This is a genomic window from Nocardioides psychrotolerans, from assembly GCF_900113685.1.
Classification (GTDB): Bacteria; Actinomycetota; Actinomycetes; order Propionibacteriales; family Nocardioidaceae; genus Nocardioides; species Nocardioides psychrotolerans.
This window is the reverse complement of sequence record NZ_FOQG01000031.1, coordinates 1-15264: the sequence shown is the minus strand read 5'-3', so window position 1 is coordinate 15264 and position 15264 is coordinate 1. Positions and strand designations below refer to the sequence as shown.

The following is a 15264-nucleotide window of genomic DNA, read 5'->3' as shown; positions in this document are numbered from 1 at the left end:
CTCATCGCAGCGTCAGGGCACCGGGCCCGCAGTCGGCCGACCGGGCCGCGCGGGCCCGGCCCGTGATGTCGCGCGAGGACCGGGCGAGCATCACGTCATAGCAACCACGCGCGACGCGCCAGCCGTCGGCGGCGGTGTCCCAGTAGGAGAAGGACCGTCGGTCCAGCTCGATCGTGACCGTGCGCGATGCGCCCGGGGCCAGCCTCACCTTGCTGAAGCCCTTGAGCTGCTTCGGGGGTTGCGGGGTGCCCTTGCCCGGGGACGGCATCCCGACGTAGACCTGCGGCACCGCGGCCCCGGAACGCTTGCCGGTGTTGGTGACCCGGAAGGTCACGGTGGCGAGCTGGGCGTCGGTGCCGCGGCGCAGGACCGGACGCGAGAAGCGGAAGGTCGTGTAGCCCAGCCCGTGCCCGAACGCGTACGCCGGAGCGATGCGGCGCTCGTCGAAGTGGCGGTAGCCGACCATCACCCCCTCCTTGTAGTGGACCGTGCCCGCGATGCCGGGGTAGGCCGCGCGGTCACCGGCCGTGGGCAGGTCGCGCGCGCGACGGGGAAACGTCATCGGCAACCGACCGCCGGGCTCGGCGTCGCCGAACAGCACGCGCGCCAGGGCTGTGCCGACGTTCTGGCCCGGGTACCACGCCTCGAGGATCGCCGGGACCCGGTCGCGCCACGGCGTCAGGACCGGGCCGCCGCTCTGGAGCACCGCGACCGTGCGCGGCTGGGCCGCAGCGACGGCAGCGATGAGCGCGTCGCGGTCGATGCCGTCCATCTGGCCCGCGTTGAGGGTCGGCGCGGCCTTGTCGGACCCCTCGGTCATCTTGTCGCCCACGACCACCACGGCCGCGTCGGCCCGCCGCGCGACGGCCGCGGCACGTGCGGCGTCCGAGCCGTCGTCGTACAGGATCCGGGCGGCGCCGAGGCGCTGGCGCAGGCCCTCGAGCGGGGTGACCCGACGCAGCGGCTTCACGTCGGAGGAGCCGCCGCCGGTGCGGATCAGGTCGGCCTCGGGGCCGATGACCGCCAGCGTGCGCGTGCTCCGCTGGCTCAGCGGGAGGAGGGACCGCTCGTTCTTGAGCAGCACCATGCCCTGGGCCTCGATCGAGGCCGCGCGGGCGTGGTGGGCGGCGACGTCGATGCGCGAGGCGTCGTCGGTGAAGGCGGGGGCGTCGAAGATGCCGTAGGCGAACATCGTGCGCAGGATGCGGCGCACGTGGTCGTCGATGGTGTCGGTGCTGACCTGCGAGGTCGCCACCAAGGCACGCACCGCGACGGGGTTGTAGACGAAGCCCGGCCAGATGTCGAGGTCGAGGCCGTTGTTGAGCGAGTTGAGGGCGTTCTTCGCGGCGCCGTAGTCGGTGAGCACGAAGCCCTTGAATCCCCACTCCCGCTTGAGGATGTCGACGAGCAGGTGCTCGTTCTCGCAGCCGTAGGAGCCGTTGACGCGGTTGTAGGAGCACATCACCGTGCCCACGTCGGCGTCCTTGACGGCCGCCTCGAACGCCGGCAGGTAGATCTCCCGCAGCGCGCGCTCGCCCAGGACCGCGTTGACGAACAGGCGGTTGCCCTCCCCGGCCGCGCCCAGCGGGGAGCCGGGCACGGCGTAGCCCTCGCCCTCCTGGTTGTTGACCGCGTAGTGCTTGACGTTGGCGATCAGCCCCTGAGACTGAATGCCGCGGATGAACCCGACACCGAGCTGCGCGGCGAGGTAGGGGTCCTCCCCGTAGTACTCGAAGGTGCGGCCGTTGAGCGGCGTGCGCCCGATGTTGACGCCCGGGGCGAAGACGACGTGGTTGCCCTTCTTGCGCGCCTCGTCGGCGATCACCACGCCGGTGGCCCGCGACGTCACGGGAGAGAATGACGAGGCCACCGACATCGGCGACGGCATCTGCGTCGCCATGCCCTGCCGGGTGCCGACCGGGCCGTCGCTGAAGTAGAGGGTCGGGATCCCGAGCCGCGCCAGCCCGTTGCTGGTGCCGGTGTGCGTGCCCTCACCACCTGCCGCGCCCATCAGCTCGTCGCCGCCGAGCAGCGCGATCTTCTCCTCCAGCGTCAGCCGCGTCAGCACCAGCCCTGCGCGCTTGTCGGCCGAGAGCCGGGTGTCGCACCACGGCCGCTCGCGGACGTCGCCGCAGACGCCCACGGCCTGGGCTGTGGTCGCCGGCGTGACGATCGTGAGCGCCGAGGCCATGAGCAAGAGGACGGTCGCGAGTGCGGGACGGATCATGGCCGGTCCAACGAGACGGAGTGACAGCCGTTACGTCACCCCCGCCTGGCGCTAGGTTGGGCGACGTGCCGGCCATCCGCTCGGCGGGGCTGCGCGGGCTCCGCGAGACCATCACGTCCCTCGGGGGCGACGCCGACCACTACGCGCGACTCGGCGGCCTCGACCCCGCGGCGCTCGACGCCGACGACATCCTGATGCCCGACCTCGCGGCCGCGACGACACTCGAGCTCGCCGCCGCCGATCTGGGCTGCCCCGACCTCGGGCTGCGCGTCGCCGAGCACCAGGACCTGTCCCTCCTCGGCCCCCTGGCGCTGGCGATCCAGAACGCGCCGACGGTCGCGGAGGCCCTGGAGTGCACCTCGCGCTACCTCTTCCTGCACGCACCCGCGATGCGGCTGACCCTGGAGCCCGACCCCGACGGCATCGACGGCGTCGCCGCCCTGCGCTATGACGTGACCGCCCCGGGGGTCGCGCCGCCGCCGCAGGGCACCGACCTGTGCCTGGGCTCGCTGCACCGGGCGATCCGTTCCCTGGTCGGCGACGACTACGACCTGCGCAGCGTCGACCTGCCGCACCCACCGCTGGCGCCGCCCGCGACCTACGAGGCGTTCTTCTCGGCCCCGGTGCGCTTCGACCGGCCGAGCGCGCTGCTCCGCTTCCCCAGCAGCCTGCGCCAGGTGCGGCTCACCGGCAGCGACGAGCTGGTGCGACAGCTGGCGCTGGACCACCTCGCCGAGCAGTCGCCCGCCGACGCCGCCCTGCTCGCGCCCCGCGTGCGGAGCACGATCGACCAGCTCCTCGGCACCGGCGCCCCCGAGATCACCGCGGTCGCGCGGGTGCTGAGCCTGCACCCCCGCACGCTCCAGCGCCGGCTGGCCGACGAGGGCACGTCGTTCGCGGAGATCCTCGACGCGGTGCGCGCCTCGGCAGCTCGTCGTTACCTCGTCACGACCGACCTGCCGTTGTCACAGGTGGCCGGCCTGATCGGGCTCTCCGAGCAGTCGGCGCTGACCCGGGCGTCGCGCCGGTGGTGGGACCAGACCCCGCGCGCCGTACGACGGGCAGGTGTCGCGCAGGGTCAAAGACTTGTCGCGCTCGGTCAAGAATCCTGACGCTGGACCGGCGACACTGGAAGCATGAGCCTCCACGAGACCAGCCCCCACCTCGACGTCGTCATCGTCGGCGCCGGCCTGTCCGGCGTGGGCGCGGCCTACCGCCTGCAGACCGAGCGCCCGGGCACGCCGTACGCCATCCTCGAGATGCGCGAGCGCCTCGGCGGGACCTGGGACCTGTTCCGCTATCCCGGGGTGCGCTCCGACTCAGACATGTACACGCTGGGCTACTCGTTCAAGCCCTGGTCGGGCGAGAAGTCGCTGGCCGACGGCGCCTCGATCCTCGACTACATCCGCGAGACCGCGACCGACTTCGGCATCGACGAGCACATCACCTATGAGACCAAAGTCGTCGCCGCGGACTTCGACACCGCTGAGTCCCGCTGGCGCCTGACCCTCGAGGACACCCGCACCGGGGAGACCCGCGAGATGACCTGCGGCTTCCTCTACTCCTGCGCGGGCTACTACGACTACGAGCAGCCGCACGCCCCCGAGTTCGCCGGTGCCGAGACCTTCGCCGGCGAGGTCGTGCACCCGCAGTTCTGGCCCGAGTCGCTCGACTACGCAGGCAAGAAGGTCGTCGTGATCGGCTCCGGCGCGACCGCCGTGACGCTGGTGCCGTCGATGCTGGAGGGCGACGACGCCGCGGCTCACGTGACGATGCTGCAGCGCACGCCGACCTGGATCAGCGCCGTGCCGAGCAAGGACGCGAAGGCCGAGCTGCTCAAGTCCGTGCTGCCCGCCGGCCTCGCCCACCAGGTCATCCGCACCAAGAACATCGCCTTCAACACCGCGGTCTACCAGTTCTGCAAGCGCCGTCCGGCGGCAGCGCGCAAGCTGCTGACCGGCATGAGCGCGAAGATCCTCGGCGACCCGCAGCTGGTCGCCGACCACTTCACGCCGACCTACAACCCGTGGGAGCAGCGCCTGTGCGCCATCCCCAGCGGTGACCTCTTCGTCTCGATCAAGAAGGGTGAGGCGTCGGTCGTCACCGACACCATCGAGCGCTTCGTGCCCGAGGGCATCCTGCTCACGTCGGGCGAGACGCTCGAGGCCGACATCATCGTCACCGCGACCGGCTTGCGACTGAAGGCCTTCGGTGGGATCGAGCCGCACGTCGACGGCGAGCGGGTCGAGCTGTCGGAGCAGTACGTCTGGAACGGCGCGATGATCACCGGCGTCCCCAACTTCGCTATCTGCATCGGCTACACCAACGCGTCGTGGACGCTGCGTGCCGACCTCACCCACCGTCTGGTGACCAAGGTGCTCGGCTGGATGGAGAGCCAGGGCCACGCGGCGGTGGTCGCCCGGCCCGACGCCGACCTCACCCCGCAGCCCTTGCTGGACCTGGCCTCCGGCTACGTCAAGCGCTCGATCGGCGCCTTCCCGCGCCAGGGCGACCGCCGGCCTTGGCAGGTCCGGCAGAACTACATGCTCGACTCGATCACCGCGCTGCGCACGCCCCTCGGGAGGTCACTGGTGCCCGTGACCGGACCGCTGACCCCAGCGGACGAGTCGCCCGTCGCTGCCGGAGTGCCTGCGTGACCGAGCTGGTGTGGCAGCCCGACGTCCTCGGCGACGGCTACGAGCAGCTCACGCTCGACCTCGGCCCGGACCCCGACGGCGAGGGGGACGCGGCAGCCGTCCTCGTGCGTCGTACGACGGTGGCTGAGGTCGTCGAGGGCGCAGTGCTCTACGTCCACGGTTTCTCCGACTACTTCTTCCAGACCGAGCTGGCGGACTTCTTCGCCGAGCGCGGTCAGGCGTTCTTCGCGCTCGACCTGCGCAAGTGCGGCCGCGCGCGAAGCGCGGGTCAGACGGCCCACTACGCCTCCGACCTCGAGCACTACGACGCCGAGCTGGAGCAGGCGCTCGCGCTGATCTCCTCGGCGCATCCGGGGGCGCCGGTCATCGTCGTCGCGCACTCCACCGGCGGGCTGATCACGCCGCTGTGGCTGGACCGTCGCCGGCGAGCCGGCCGGGTGGCGCCGGTCGTGGGGCTGGTGCTCAACAGCCCGTGGTTCGACCTGCAGGGCAAGCCGGTCATGCGCGGCCCGTTCACCCAGGCGCTGCGGGTGCTCGCGCGCGTCCAGCCACTGCGCGACCTCGACCTGTCCGACACGGTCTACGGCAACAGCCTGCACATCAGCGGCTCCGGCGAGTGGGACTACGACGTGGCGCTGAAGCCGCTCGCGGGCTTCCCGGTCACGGTCGGCTGGCTCAACGCCGTACGACGAGGGCACGCCAGGCTGCACCGCGGGCTCGACGTCGGCGTCCCCTCGCTCGTGCTCCGCTCGGACAAGACCCACTACTCCCGCGAGCACACCGACGCGAGCGACCGCTCCGACACGGTGCTCGACGTGCGCCAGGTCGCGCGGTGGGCAGGTTGCCTCGGCGGCCGGACCACCGTGGTCCCGATCCCCGACGCGCGCCACGACGTCTTCCTGTCGCTCGCCGAGCCGCGGCGGCTCGCCTACGAGACCGTCGACGCCTGGCTGGCGTCCTGCGTCGCGCACCCCGCGTAGGGTCGATCCGTCGGTCGCCGTCGGGCCCCGGCTCGACACGCACATCGGGAGCAGACCGTGAACCACGAGATCGAGCTGATCAGCGACGGCGACGGCCTGGCCGTCATCGGGGAGGCCAGGGACGTCGACGCCTTCCTCGCCTCGGTCGACCTGCCGTCGGAGGACCTCGGCATGCCCCGGCTCAGCAAGCTCGCTCACCTCGGTTCGGCGGGCCTGCAGGGGGCGTCGGCCCACGCGGCCTCCGCGCGCACGGTGGACTCCGCGCGGTGGGTGAGGCTGACCGAGGATTCGGCGCGCAAGGTCAGCGAGCACGGCCTGACGCCGACCAAGACCCGGGGCGTCAGCCACGCGATGATCGGCAAGCCGGGCGCCAGCAGGTCGTGGATCCAGCTCGACAAGGGTCCTGGCCAGCTCCCGGCGAACCCGGGGATGCTGGCCAGCGTGCCCGCCCTCATGGCCCAGCTCGCGATGCAGCAGGCCATGAACGAGATCACCGACTACCTCGAGGTCATCGACGCCAAGCTCGACGACGTCCTGCGCGCCCAGAAGGACTCCGTCGTCGCCCGGATGATCGGCGTCGGCCTCCAGGTGGACGAGGCGATGACGATCAGGAGCCACGTGGGCCGCGTCAACGAGGTCACGTGGTCGAAGGTCCAGGACGCGGCCGGCACGATCGCGGACACCCAGGCCTACGCCTTGCTCCAGCTTGACGCGCTCGCCGAGAAGCTGGAGCGCAGGTCCACGATCGCCGACCTGATGAAGGCGGCCCGGGAGGCCGACGCGAGGAGCACCGACTGGCTTGCGGTGCTGGCGCGCTGCTTCCAGCTCCAGGAGGCGATCGGCGTCCTCGAGCTCGACCGGGTGCTGGAGACCGCACCGGACGACGTCAACGGGCACCGGCTCGGCCTGAAGGCCGCGCGAGAGGACCGCGGTGAGACGATCACCCGCAGCACCGAGCGGCTGCTGTCCCGGATCCAGGCGGCCGCGGGGACGGCCAACTCCAGGGTGCTCTTCAACCCGATCCAGTCCCCCGCCGTCGTCCAGGCCAGCACCAACGTCACGGCGTCGGTCGGTGACTTCCACGAGCGGCTCGGCATCACCCCCGCACGCGAGTCCGTCGAGACGCGGCGCTGGGGGGCGGCCGCAGCGGACGCGCGAGACCGCGCGCGAGCCAAGGGCTCCGACGCCGTGGGCGCCGGCAAGCGCCTGGGCCGCGAGACCCGCGGCTGGATCGCCGAGCAGGCCCGGCGACGCCGAGAGGCCGAGGAGTCCGACACCGGCAGCGAGTGACGCTTCCGGCTGATGAGGGCATCGCTGTAGGGGCGTGAGAGCCTTCGAGCATGACGGCGGAGGCGGAGGCGGAGGCGCAGGTACCAGCACCCCGGCGCGGACGGCCGGGCTACGACCAGGAGACCGTGCTCCGCAGGGCGATCGACCTGTTCAACCAACAGGGCTACGACGCCACCAGCATCGGTGACATCGCCAAGGAGCTCGGGCTCACCAAGTCGGCGATCTACCACCACGTGCCGAGCAAGGAGCACCTGCTCTCGGCAGCCCTGGACGAGGCGCTCGGCGAGCTGACGGCTGCGATCGACGAGGCCACCGGCCCGCAGGCATCGGGGTCGGCCGACGCGCGGTTGCGGAGGGTCGTGGCGCGCTCCGTGCGGATCCTCGTCGACCACCTGCCGGCGGTGACCCTGCTTCTCCGCGTGCGCGGCAACAGCGCCGTGGAGCTGGCTGCCCTGAAGCGCCGCCGCGTCCTCGACGAGAAGCTGGCCGCGCTCGTCGCCGCTGCGGTGGACGAGGGTGCCATCCGGTCCGACATCGCTCCCGACCTGATCAGCCGCCTGCTCTTCGGGCTCGTCAACTCGGTCGCCGAGTGGTACCGCCCCGACGGGCCGGTCGACGTGGACACCCTCGCCCGCTCGATCACCGACCTGGCCTTCGCCGGCCTCAGCTCGGACTGACCCTAGGCGTCGAAGTCGACCGTGACCGCGTCGCTGACGGGGTGGGTCTGGCAGGTGAGCACGAAGCCGCGCGCCACCTCGTCGTCGTCGAGGGCGTAGTTGCGCCGCATGTCCGCCTCGCCGGAGGACACCAGGGCGCGGCAGGTGCCGCACACCCCGCCCCTGCAGGCGAAGGGGAGGTCGTGGCGGGTGGCCACCGCGGCGTCGAGGATCGACCGGCTCCGCGGCATCGGCGCTGTGGTGGTGCGACCGTCGAGCACGATGGTCACCTCGCTGACGTCGCCCTCGACGACCGCGTCCTGTCGCACGAGCTTCGGCGGCGGCTCGTCGACGTAGAAGAGCTCGTAGTGGACGCGGTCGGCGGGGACGCCGAGCTCGCCCAGCACCTTCCGGGCGTCGGCGATCAACCCGAAGGGCCCGCACAGCCACACGTGGTCGAGCGCGCCGACCGGCACCAACGCGTTGAGCAGACGGCGGAGACGGTCGGCGTCGAGGCGACCGGAGAAGAGCTCGACGTCGCGCGGCTCTCGGGAGAGCACGTGGATCAGGTCCAGGCGGGCGCCGTAGCGGTTCTTGAGGTCGGCCAGCTCCTCGGCGAACATCACCGAGCTCGACGTCCGGTTGCCGTAGACGAGCATGACAGTCGCGTCAGGGTTGGTGAGCACGGTCGTCGCGATCGAAAGCATCGGCGTGATGCCGGAGCCGGCCGCGATGCACAGGTGGCGCCCGGTGGTCGTCGGGTCGGCCCGGAAGCTGCCGGTCGGTGTCTGCACCTCGACGACGTCGCCCACGGCTACCTCGCGGACCAGCCAGGACGAGAAGAGCCCGTCCGGGATCTCGCGCACGCCCACGCGAGGCGCTGCGCCCGCCGGGGCGCAGATGGAGTAGGAACGGCGGTGCTCCTGGCCGTCGATCACCCGTCGCAGCGTCAACGACTGCCCGGCGGCGAAGTCGAAGTCGGCAGCCAGCTCGTCCGGGACGGCGAAGGTGATGGCGGCAGCGTCGTCGGTGAGGTGCTCGACGGCCGCGACCGTGAGCTCGTGGAAGCTCGCTCGGGCCATGGCTCAGATCTCCTTCACGTGGTCGAACGGCTCGAGGCAGCCCGTGCAGCGATACATCGCCTTGCACGCCGTCGCGCCGAACTCCGAGCTGAGCTGGACGTCGGCAGAGCCGCAGCGCGGGCAGGTCAGCTCCCGCCGCCTGGGCATGAGGTTGAGCGGGACCGGCCCGTCGTGGCGTGGCGCCGGGCCCGGGGCGGAGATCCCGTGGTCGCGCAGCGCCCGGCGACCCCGCTCGCTGATCCAGTCCGACGACCACGCCGGGGTCAGGCTGACCCGGACCTCGACACGGTCGAAGCCGTGGTCCGCCAGCCGGTGGACCAGGTCGTCGCGCATGGTCGCCATGGCAGGACATCCGGAGTACGTCGGCGTGATGGTCACCGTGAGCGTCTCGGCGTCGTGCGCGACCCCGCGGAGCACCCCGAGGTCGGCCAGGGTCAGCATCGGCATCTCGGGGTCGGTGACCTCGGCGACCACCCGGCGCGCCCGTTCGAGGTCGAGGTCGACGGCAGGACCGACGTCGAGGCTCACCACAGGCCCATCGGGTGGGCACGGGCCACGACCTGCATCTCGGCGAGCAGCCGTCCCATGACCTCGGTGTGCCGTCCGCCCCGGCCGGTCTGACCGTTGACGGCTCCGGTCTGCGCGATCTCCGGCCGCTCGACCCCGCTGGTGGTGAGGACCTGCTCGAGGACCACCCCGACCTCGTCGGCCAGCCCGGACGGGTCGACGCCGAAGCCCTGGTCGGCCGCGGCGGCCTCCACGTGGTGCGTGCGGAACAGCTCGTCGTACAGGGGCCAGACGAGGGCGAGCCCGGCGAGCAGCCGGCGGCGCGACTCCTCGGTGCCGCGGGCGAGGGTGAGGAACCAGCGGCCGGCGTAGTCGCGGTGGTAGGCGACCTCCTTGACGCCCTTCGTCGCGATCGCGGCGAGCACGGGGTCGTTGCTGTCGCGCAGCCGCTCGAGGAGCGCCAGCCGGTAGGTCGAGAAGACCAGGAGGCGGGCCATGGTGACGGCGAAGTCGCCGTTGTCGGGCTCGACGAGGCGCACGTTACGGAAGCCCGCCTCGTCACGGAAGAACGCCAGCGCGTCCTCGGGCGGGACGGGCGAGCCGTCGGGCAACGCCGGCACCACGGCCGGGTCTGCGGCCGCGGCCCGGGCCAGCAGGAGACGCGCCTGGCCCAGGAGGTCGAGCGCGATGTTGGCCAGCGCGATGTCGTCCTCGAGATCGGGGGCGTTGCTGGTCCACTGCGCGAGGCGGTGGGAGTAGACGAGCGCGTCATCACCAAGCATCAGGCAGTAGGCCGCCAGGGCGCTCGCGTCGACGCCCTGGGCGATGGTGGTGTCCACACCGGCCAGCGGGTCCTCGAAGTCGGTCCCGAACGCCCACTGGGAGTCGTCGCCACCGGTGAGGCCGTCGTAGACCGACTCGTGGTCGGCGTCGTGGTCGTGGACGTGAGGCATGGGTCAGCCCTTACATGTGGGGGACGTCGTCGGGGATCGCGTAGAACGTCGGGTGCCGGTAGACCTTGTCCCCGGCCGGCGCGAAGAGCGGGTCCTTCTCGTCGGGACTGGACGCGGCGACCGCGTCGGCCCGGACCGCCCAGATGCTGACGCCCTCGTTGCGGCGGGTGTAGACGTCGCGGGCGTGGCGCAGCGCCATCTCGTCGTCGGCGGCGTGCAGCGACCCGACGTGCACGTGGTTGAGCCCGCGCTTTCCGCGGACGAAGATCTCGTAGAGGGGCCACTCGGCCTGGACGCCGCTCATGCGTCTGCCTGCGCGAACGCCGTCGCTGCCTCGCGCACCCATGCGCCGTCGTCCCAGGCTCGCGCGCGGTGCGCGATCCGCTGCGCGTTGCAGGGGCCCCCGCCCTTGACGACCTGCGTGAACTCGTCCCAGTCGGGCTGACCGAAGTCGTGGTGGCCACGATCCTCGTCCCACACCAGGGCGGGGTCGGGGAAGGTGACGCCCAGGGCCTTCGCCTGGGGCACAGACATGTCGACGAACTTCTGCCGCAGCTCGTCGTTGGTGTCGCGCTTGATCCCCCACGCCATCGACTGCTCGGTGTTGGGCGAGTCGGCATCGGGCGGGCCGAACATCATCAGCGCCGGCCACCAGAACCGGTCGACCGACTCCTGCACCATCGCGCGCTGCTCGTCGGTGCCACGCATCATCGTGGCCAGCAGCTCATAGCCCTGCCGCTGGTGGAAGGACTCCTCCTTGCAGACCCGGATCATCGCCCGCCCGTAGGGGCCGTAGGAGGTCCGGCACAGCGGCACCTGGTTGCAGATCGCGGCGCCGTCCACCAGCCAGCCGATCGTGCCGACGTCGGCGTAGGAGAGCGTGGGGTAGTTGAAGATCGAGGAGTACTTCTGCCGCCCCTCGATCAGCATCCGGGTCAGCTCGTCGCGCGAGACGCCGAGCGTCTCGCACGCGGAGTAGAGGTAGAGCCCGTGCCCGGCCTCGTCCTGCACCTTCGCCAGCAGGATCGCCTTGCGGCGCAGGGACGGCGCCCGGGCGATCCAGTTGCCCTCCGGCTGCATCCCGATGATCTCGGAGTGCGCGTGCTGGGCGATCTGACGCACCAGCGTCGAGCGGTAGCGCTCCGGCATCCAGTCCCGCGGCTCGATCCGCTCGTGGCGCTCGATGACGGCATCGAACGCCGCCAGCAGCTCGGTCTCGTCACCCGCTGACACCTGGGGTGAAGCCGTCATGTCTACCTCCACGCACGATCCCGACCGATTAACCGACCTTTCGGTCAGTAAGTACTGTGACACGCGACCGGGACGAGCGCAACGCGAGGGCGAGCGGCTACAGGGCGAGACGCCGGCGTCGGTCAGCGCGACGTCTGCTCGACGGACTTTGAAGATTCGGCACAGGCGGCCATCACCGATTGGTCGAAGAGGACCGACCCCGACTCCGAGGCCGTCGACGGCCTCGATCTCGCGGTGGGCCCGCACCAGGACGTAACGCCCGGCGCCCCTCGTGACATGAGGAGGGTGAACGTCGCCGCCCCGCGGTGGCGGCCACCCGCCGACAGCCGTAGAGGACCCGAGCAACCGTGCCCCTGGCCGACCAACTGACCGTCATCATCCCGGCCTACAACGAAGAGGCCTCGATCGCCGACACGGTGCGCAGCGTCCTGGCGCAGACCACGGTGCCGACCCGCGTGATCGTTGTCGACGACCAGTCGACAGACGAGACGGCGGTGCTCGCCCGCGCGGCAGGAGCCGAGGTCATCTGCCCTCTCGAGAACACGGGGTCCAAGGCCGGCGCGCAGAACCTCGCGCTGGACCTCGTCACCACGCCCTACTGCATGGCCATCGACGGCGACACCACGCTCGCCCCAGACGCCATCGAGCTCCTGATGAGGCCGTTCGAGGGTGACCCGGCCGTCGCGGCGGCGTGCGGCTTCGTCGTGCCGCGCCACGTCAGCACCGTCTGGGAGCGCGGGCGCTACGTCGAGTATCTGTTGTCCTTTACGTTCTACAAGCCCACCCAGGACTACTACGGCAGCCCGCTGATCTCCTCAGGATGCTTCTCCGCCTACCGGACCGACCGGCTGCGCGAGGCCGGCGGCTGGTCCGAGCGCACGCGCGCAGAGGACATGGACCTGACCTGGACCTTCTACCAGGCCGGCCACCAGGTGCGGTTCGTCCCCGACGCGGTCTGCTATCCCATCGAGCCGCACGACCTCGACTTCATGAGCAAGCAGCTCAAGCGCTGGTCGCACGGCTTCGTGCAGAACGTCTCGCTGCACTGGAAGGGCATCCTGCACTTGCCCTTCCTCAGCACCGTGGTGAGCGTCGCACTCTTCGACGCGGTGGTGGCCTCCGTGATCTATCTGATCGTGCTGCCGCTGCTGGCCATCGTGCTGCAAGCGCCCCTGCTGCTCCTGGTCTACGTCATCGACGTACCGGCCGTTCTCGTGCCGGTGCTGGTGGGGGCCTGGCGCCGCGGTGAGGTCGTGCGTGCGCTGGTCTCGTTGCCGAGCTTCTTCGTCCTGCGCACCGTCAACGGCTTCTTCATGCTGGAGGCACTGGTCACCGAGGTGGTCCTGCGTCGCCCGCTCCTGGTCTACGAGAAGGGTCACTGACATGAACAACGCGGGACTCCCGGGCACGGGCATCGGCGGGCTGTTCTACCTGCTGCTCGCGCTGAGCATGCCGGTGGTCGAGCTGATGCGATCGACGAGCGGTCGCAGCGACCCCGGTCGTCGACGCCAGGCTCTCCATCAGTTCGTCATGGCGTGCAGCATTCTGGGCGCCGTCGTCGGCACCGTGGTGGCCTACCTCCACGTGGCCGACGTGCCGAGCCCCCTCGGTGTCAGTGGACTCGCACTGGTGACTGCGCCGGTCGTCCTCGCCGTGCTGCTGCTCACGGTGCTCGTCGTCGGGCTGCGGGTCTGGGCCTGGATCGTCCGGGACACCGAGCACGTGGCCTGACGTCGTCAGGCGTCGTCGAGCAACGTCCGCAGCCGCCCCAGCGCGCGGTGCCGGGCGACGCGTACGGCGGTCGGGCTCATGCCGAGCGCACGGGCCGTCGCCTTCACGTCCAGCCCTCCGACGTCGATGCACGCGACGACCTCGGCCTGGCGGGGGCTGAGGTGAGCGAGGAGCTTCCGGACCGTGTCGTGCCCCTCGACCCGGGCCAGCGGGTCGTCGTCCCCTGCACGTGCGGGGTCGAGGGGCAGGTCCGTGGGGTCGGTGCGGCGCCGCACAGCCGTCCGGTGGCTGTTGGACGCGTGGTTTCGCGCGATCGTGAAGAGCCAGCCTCCGAAGTCGTCGTCGGAGCCGGTGAAGTCGCCCATCCTGGTCGCGGCAGTGAGCCACGCCTCCGCGACGAGGTCCTCGGCCGACGAGGCGTGGTCGGCCTGCGGCAGGGCTCGCAGCAGGGCGGTGATCCGGGCGCTGTGCAGCACGTAGAGGCCACGCCACGCGCCCTGGTCGCCGGCGCAGGCCGCCGAGACCAGCTCGTCCGAGCCGTGTGCCACCCGCCACCGCTCCTTCCACGAGGCCAAGGAACCAGGCGGCGGAGCGGCCGCCGACCTCCGTCTCGAGCGAGCGTAACGATCAGCACGAGCTGTGACATGTTGTGGGTGTGAAGCGGTCATCGTCGCGTGCCGACGTCTCTCGCCGCCTGCGTCCGCAGGCCGCTCCGGCCGCCGCCGACGAGGACATCATCGCCCGCCTCGCGGCCTTGGCGCAGACGGCTGCTGCTGACGTGGCGCCTGCTCCTCGCGCCCGTCGCCGGCTGCGGGTCGCCGCGCTCGCGGCCGCGATCTCCCTGGGCACCGTCGGCGGAGGCCTCGGGGTCGCCTACGCCGCCGGGATCGTCACCTCTCCCTGGGACGGCGCACCCTCGGAGCCGGCCACCCCGCGACCTCCCGCCACCCCGACGCCCGCGTCGACGCCGACACCGACACCCGAGGCCCCCCCGGCGTCGGAAGAGCCGCCAGCGGGCGCCAGCCCTGGACGTGGCTCGTCCGACGGCTCCTCCGGCGGCCGGCCGACCGATCCCGGCAGCCAGGGGTCAGGAACACCCCGCCCGCCTGACGGGCTCGATCCGGGCCAGGGCAACGGGCAGGGCAAGCCACCCGACTCTGGCCGCGGCCAGCAGCCGGGCCAGCGCGGTGCCGACGCAGCGGAGCAGTCCCGAGCGCCGGACCGTCAACGCGACCGGCTCAGGAAGCCCGCTCCCGCCGCCCGGTGACCACGAGCTCAGGGCCGAGCCCGACGCCGGTGCGTGCTCGTCGATTGCAGGTAGCGACCAGCGGAGCCACCCCTCACGACCCTCGGCATCGGTGATCCAGGCCCCGAGCCCGTTGGCGTCGGTGACGATTGCGCCAGACGAAACTTGACCAAGAACGCCCTATACGGGCACCTTCACGCACTGGGCTCCCGGCGCGGACGGAAGATGTGTGTCTCTTCGGGTCGTGGGCAGTTCGAGGGAGGTGCGGCTGCCGTCTTCCGTGATGGAGACGTGCCGCTGACCGGCTGGAGTTCGTGCCCTAGCTAGGGAGTCCGAGCCATCCTCCTGGCCTGAACCCTGATTCACCGACGGCAAACTCTGCTTGCTGATTCGAGTGGCGCTAGACGGGACCCGGTGTGTGGGCGTGGCTGGATTGCCGGTCTGTCCGGTTCTTCCACTGTGGTCCTGGTCGTCGGGTCGAGGTCGAGGTGTCAGCCGCTGCTGGTGATCGCGGTGGCGTGCAGGTGTTGCCAGTGCTCGGCCCAGGGCCAGCCGGTGGGCAGGTGCAGGACGAGCCTGCGGCCGGTGGCCGCGATTCGGGCTGGTGTGTTGATGATGTTGCGGCGCACGGTGGCCCATCTGGCTTTGGCCATGTTCGCGGCGACGGCGACTGCGCGGGCGAGG

Annotated in this window: 15 protein-coding genes and 1 pseudogene; 8 read left to right on the top strand and 8 right to left on the bottom strand. The window is 71.4% G+C overall.

From position 1 onward, the window contains the following. Position 1 precedes the first annotated feature (1 nt). A complete protein-coding gene (locus BM204_RS21460; protein ID WP_091117572.1) occupies positions 2-2227 on the bottom strand; it encodes a beta-glucosidase in 2226 nt (741 codons plus the stop codon). Between the two features lie 65 nt (positions 2228-2292). On the opposite strand from BM204_RS21460, the gene BM204_RS21455 reads away from it, so the two are divergent. From BM204_RS21455 to BM204_RS21435, 5 genes are read left to right on the top strand one after another with little or no spacing between them, the layout of a single operon-like run. After that, positions 2293-3339: an AraC family transcriptional regulator gene (locus BM204_RS21455; protein ID WP_091117570.1), complete on the top strand. Its 1047-nt coding sequence runs from the start codon at positions 2293-2295 to the stop codon at positions 3337-3339. A 24-nt stretch (positions 3340-3363) separates the two neighbouring features. Next, positions 3364-4884: a flavin-containing monooxygenase gene (locus BM204_RS21450; RefSeq protein WP_091117569.1), complete on the top strand. Its 1521-nt coding sequence runs from the start codon at positions 3364-3366 to the stop codon at positions 4882-4884. Beyond that, positions 4881-5864, top strand: coding sequence for an alpha/beta hydrolase (locus tag BM204_RS21445; RefSeq protein ID WP_091117567.1), 984 nt, complete (start codon positions 4881-4883; stop codon positions 5862-5864). Before BM204_RS21450 ends, BM204_RS21445 begins: the two co-directional genes overlap by 4 nt. Positions 5865-5921: 57 nt before the next feature. Beyond that, positions 5922-7154, top strand: coding sequence for a hypothetical protein (locus tag BM204_RS21440; protein WP_091117566.1), 1233 nt, complete (start codon positions 5922-5924; stop codon positions 7152-7154). Positions 7155-7204: 50 nt separating this feature from the next. Next, positions 7205-7831: a TetR/AcrR family transcriptional regulator gene (locus BM204_RS21435; protein ID WP_091117564.1), complete on the top strand. Its 627-nt coding sequence runs from the start codon at positions 7205-7207 to the stop codon at positions 7829-7831. Positions 7832-7833: 2 nt separating this feature from the next. Here the strand turns inward: BM204_RS21435 and paaE are convergent, their stop codons facing one another. Genes paaE through paaA form a run of 5 tightly spaced genes read right to left on the bottom strand, consistent with a single transcriptional unit; the run spans position 7834 to position 11603 of the window. Then, a complete protein-coding gene (gene paaE, locus BM204_RS21430) occupies positions 7834-8892 on the bottom strand; it encodes a 1,2-phenylacetyl-CoA epoxidase subunit PaaE (RefSeq protein ID WP_091117562.1) in 1059 nt (352 codons plus the stop codon). A 3-nt stretch (positions 8893-8895) separates the two neighbouring features. After that, the gene (paaD, locus tag BM204_RS21425; protein ID WP_246166592.1) at positions 8896-9420 is read right to left on the bottom strand and encodes a 1,2-phenylacetyl-CoA epoxidase subunit PaaD; all 525 of its coding nucleotides are present in this window, start codon (positions 9418-9420) and stop codon (positions 8896-8898) included. Beyond that, the gene (gene paaC / locus BM204_RS21420; RefSeq protein ID WP_091117561.1) at positions 9417-10352 is read right to left on the bottom strand and encodes a 1,2-phenylacetyl-CoA epoxidase subunit PaaC; all 936 of its coding nucleotides are present in this window, start codon (positions 10350-10352) and stop codon (positions 9417-9419) included. The genes paaD and paaC overlap by 4 nt, the downstream gene beginning before the upstream one ends. Positions 10353-10362: 10 nt before the next feature. Further along, positions 10363-10656, bottom strand: a complete 294-nt coding sequence (gene paaB / locus BM204_RS21415) for a 1,2-phenylacetyl-CoA epoxidase subunit PaaB (protein ID WP_091117559.1) — start codon at positions 10654-10656, stop codon at positions 10363-10365. Next, entirely contained in the window at positions 10653-11603 is a 951-nt protein-coding gene (gene paaA / locus BM204_RS21410; protein WP_091117558.1) for a 1,2-phenylacetyl-CoA epoxidase subunit PaaA, read from the bottom strand. Before paaA ends, paaB begins: the two co-directional genes overlap by 4 nt. 347 nt (positions 11604-11950) lie before the next feature. Here paaA and BM204_RS21405 point away from each other — a divergent pair, with 347 nt between their 5' ends. Both BM204_RS21405 and BM204_RS21400 read left to right on the top strand, forming a co-directional pair. Continuing rightward, positions 11951-12985: a glycosyltransferase family 2 protein gene (locus BM204_RS21405; protein WP_091117556.1), complete on the top strand. Its 1035-nt coding sequence runs from the start codon at positions 11951-11953 to the stop codon at positions 12983-12985. A gap of 1 nt (position 12986) precedes the next feature. Beyond that, entirely contained in the window at positions 12987-13334 is a 348-nt protein-coding gene (locus BM204_RS21400; protein WP_091117555.1) for a hypothetical protein, read from the top strand. A gap of 5 nt (positions 13335-13339) precedes the next feature. Here BM204_RS21400 and BM204_RS21395 read toward each other — a convergent pair whose 3' ends face one another. Beyond that, positions 13340-13882 (bottom strand): RNA polymerase sigma factor, encoded by a 543-nt coding sequence (locus BM204_RS21395; protein WP_170259312.1) that lies wholly within the window; start codon positions 13880-13882, stop codon positions 13340-13342. Positions 13883-13989: 107 nt separating this feature from the next. Here BM204_RS21395 and BM204_RS22415 point away from each other — a divergent pair, with 107 nt between their 5' ends. Then, positions 13990-14601 (top strand): hypothetical protein, encoded by a 612-nt coding sequence (locus BM204_RS22415; protein ID WP_143099874.1) that lies wholly within the window; start codon positions 13990-13992, stop codon positions 14599-14601. 470 nt (positions 14602-15071) lie between these two features. Here BM204_RS22415 and BM204_RS21390 read toward each other — a convergent pair. Then, positions 15072-15264 (bottom strand): annotated as a pseudogene (locus BM204_RS21390) (IS1380 family transposase); the annotation flags it as partial.

What these genes read in the sequence shown, in the direction of transcription:
- BM204_RS21460 (WP_091117572.1), bottom strand. Translation starts at nt 2,227, where the DNA reads ATGATCCGTCCCGCACTCGCGACCGTCCTCTTGCTCATGGCCTCGGCG.
- BM204_RS21450 (WP_091117569.1), top strand. Translation starts at nt 3,364, where the DNA reads ATGAGCCTCCACGAGACCAGCCCCCACCTCGACGTCGTCATCGTCGGC.
- BM204_RS21435 (WP_091117564.1), top strand. Translation starts at nt 7,205, where the DNA reads ATGACGGCGGAGGCGGAGGCGGAGGCGCAGGTACCAGCACCCCGGCGC.
- paaE (WP_091117562.1), bottom strand. Translation starts at nt 8,892, where the DNA reads ATGGCCCGAGCGAGCTTCCACGAGCTCACGGTCGCGGCCGTCGAGCAC.
- paaC (WP_091117561.1), bottom strand. Translation starts at nt 10,352, where the DNA reads ATGCCTCACGTCCACGACCACGACGCCGACCACGAGTCGGTCTACGAC.
- paaB (WP_091117559.1), bottom strand. Translation starts at nt 10,656, where the DNA reads ATGAGCGGCGTCCAGGCCGAGTGGCCCCTCTACGAGATCTTCGTCCGC.
- paaA (WP_091117558.1), bottom strand. Translation starts at nt 11,603, where the DNA reads ATGACGGCTTCACCCCAGGTGTCAGCGGGTGACGAGACCGAGCTGCTG.
- BM204_RS21400 (WP_091117555.1), top strand. Translation starts at nt 12,987, where the DNA reads ATGAACAACGCGGGACTCCCGGGCACGGGCATCGGCGGGCTGTTCTAC.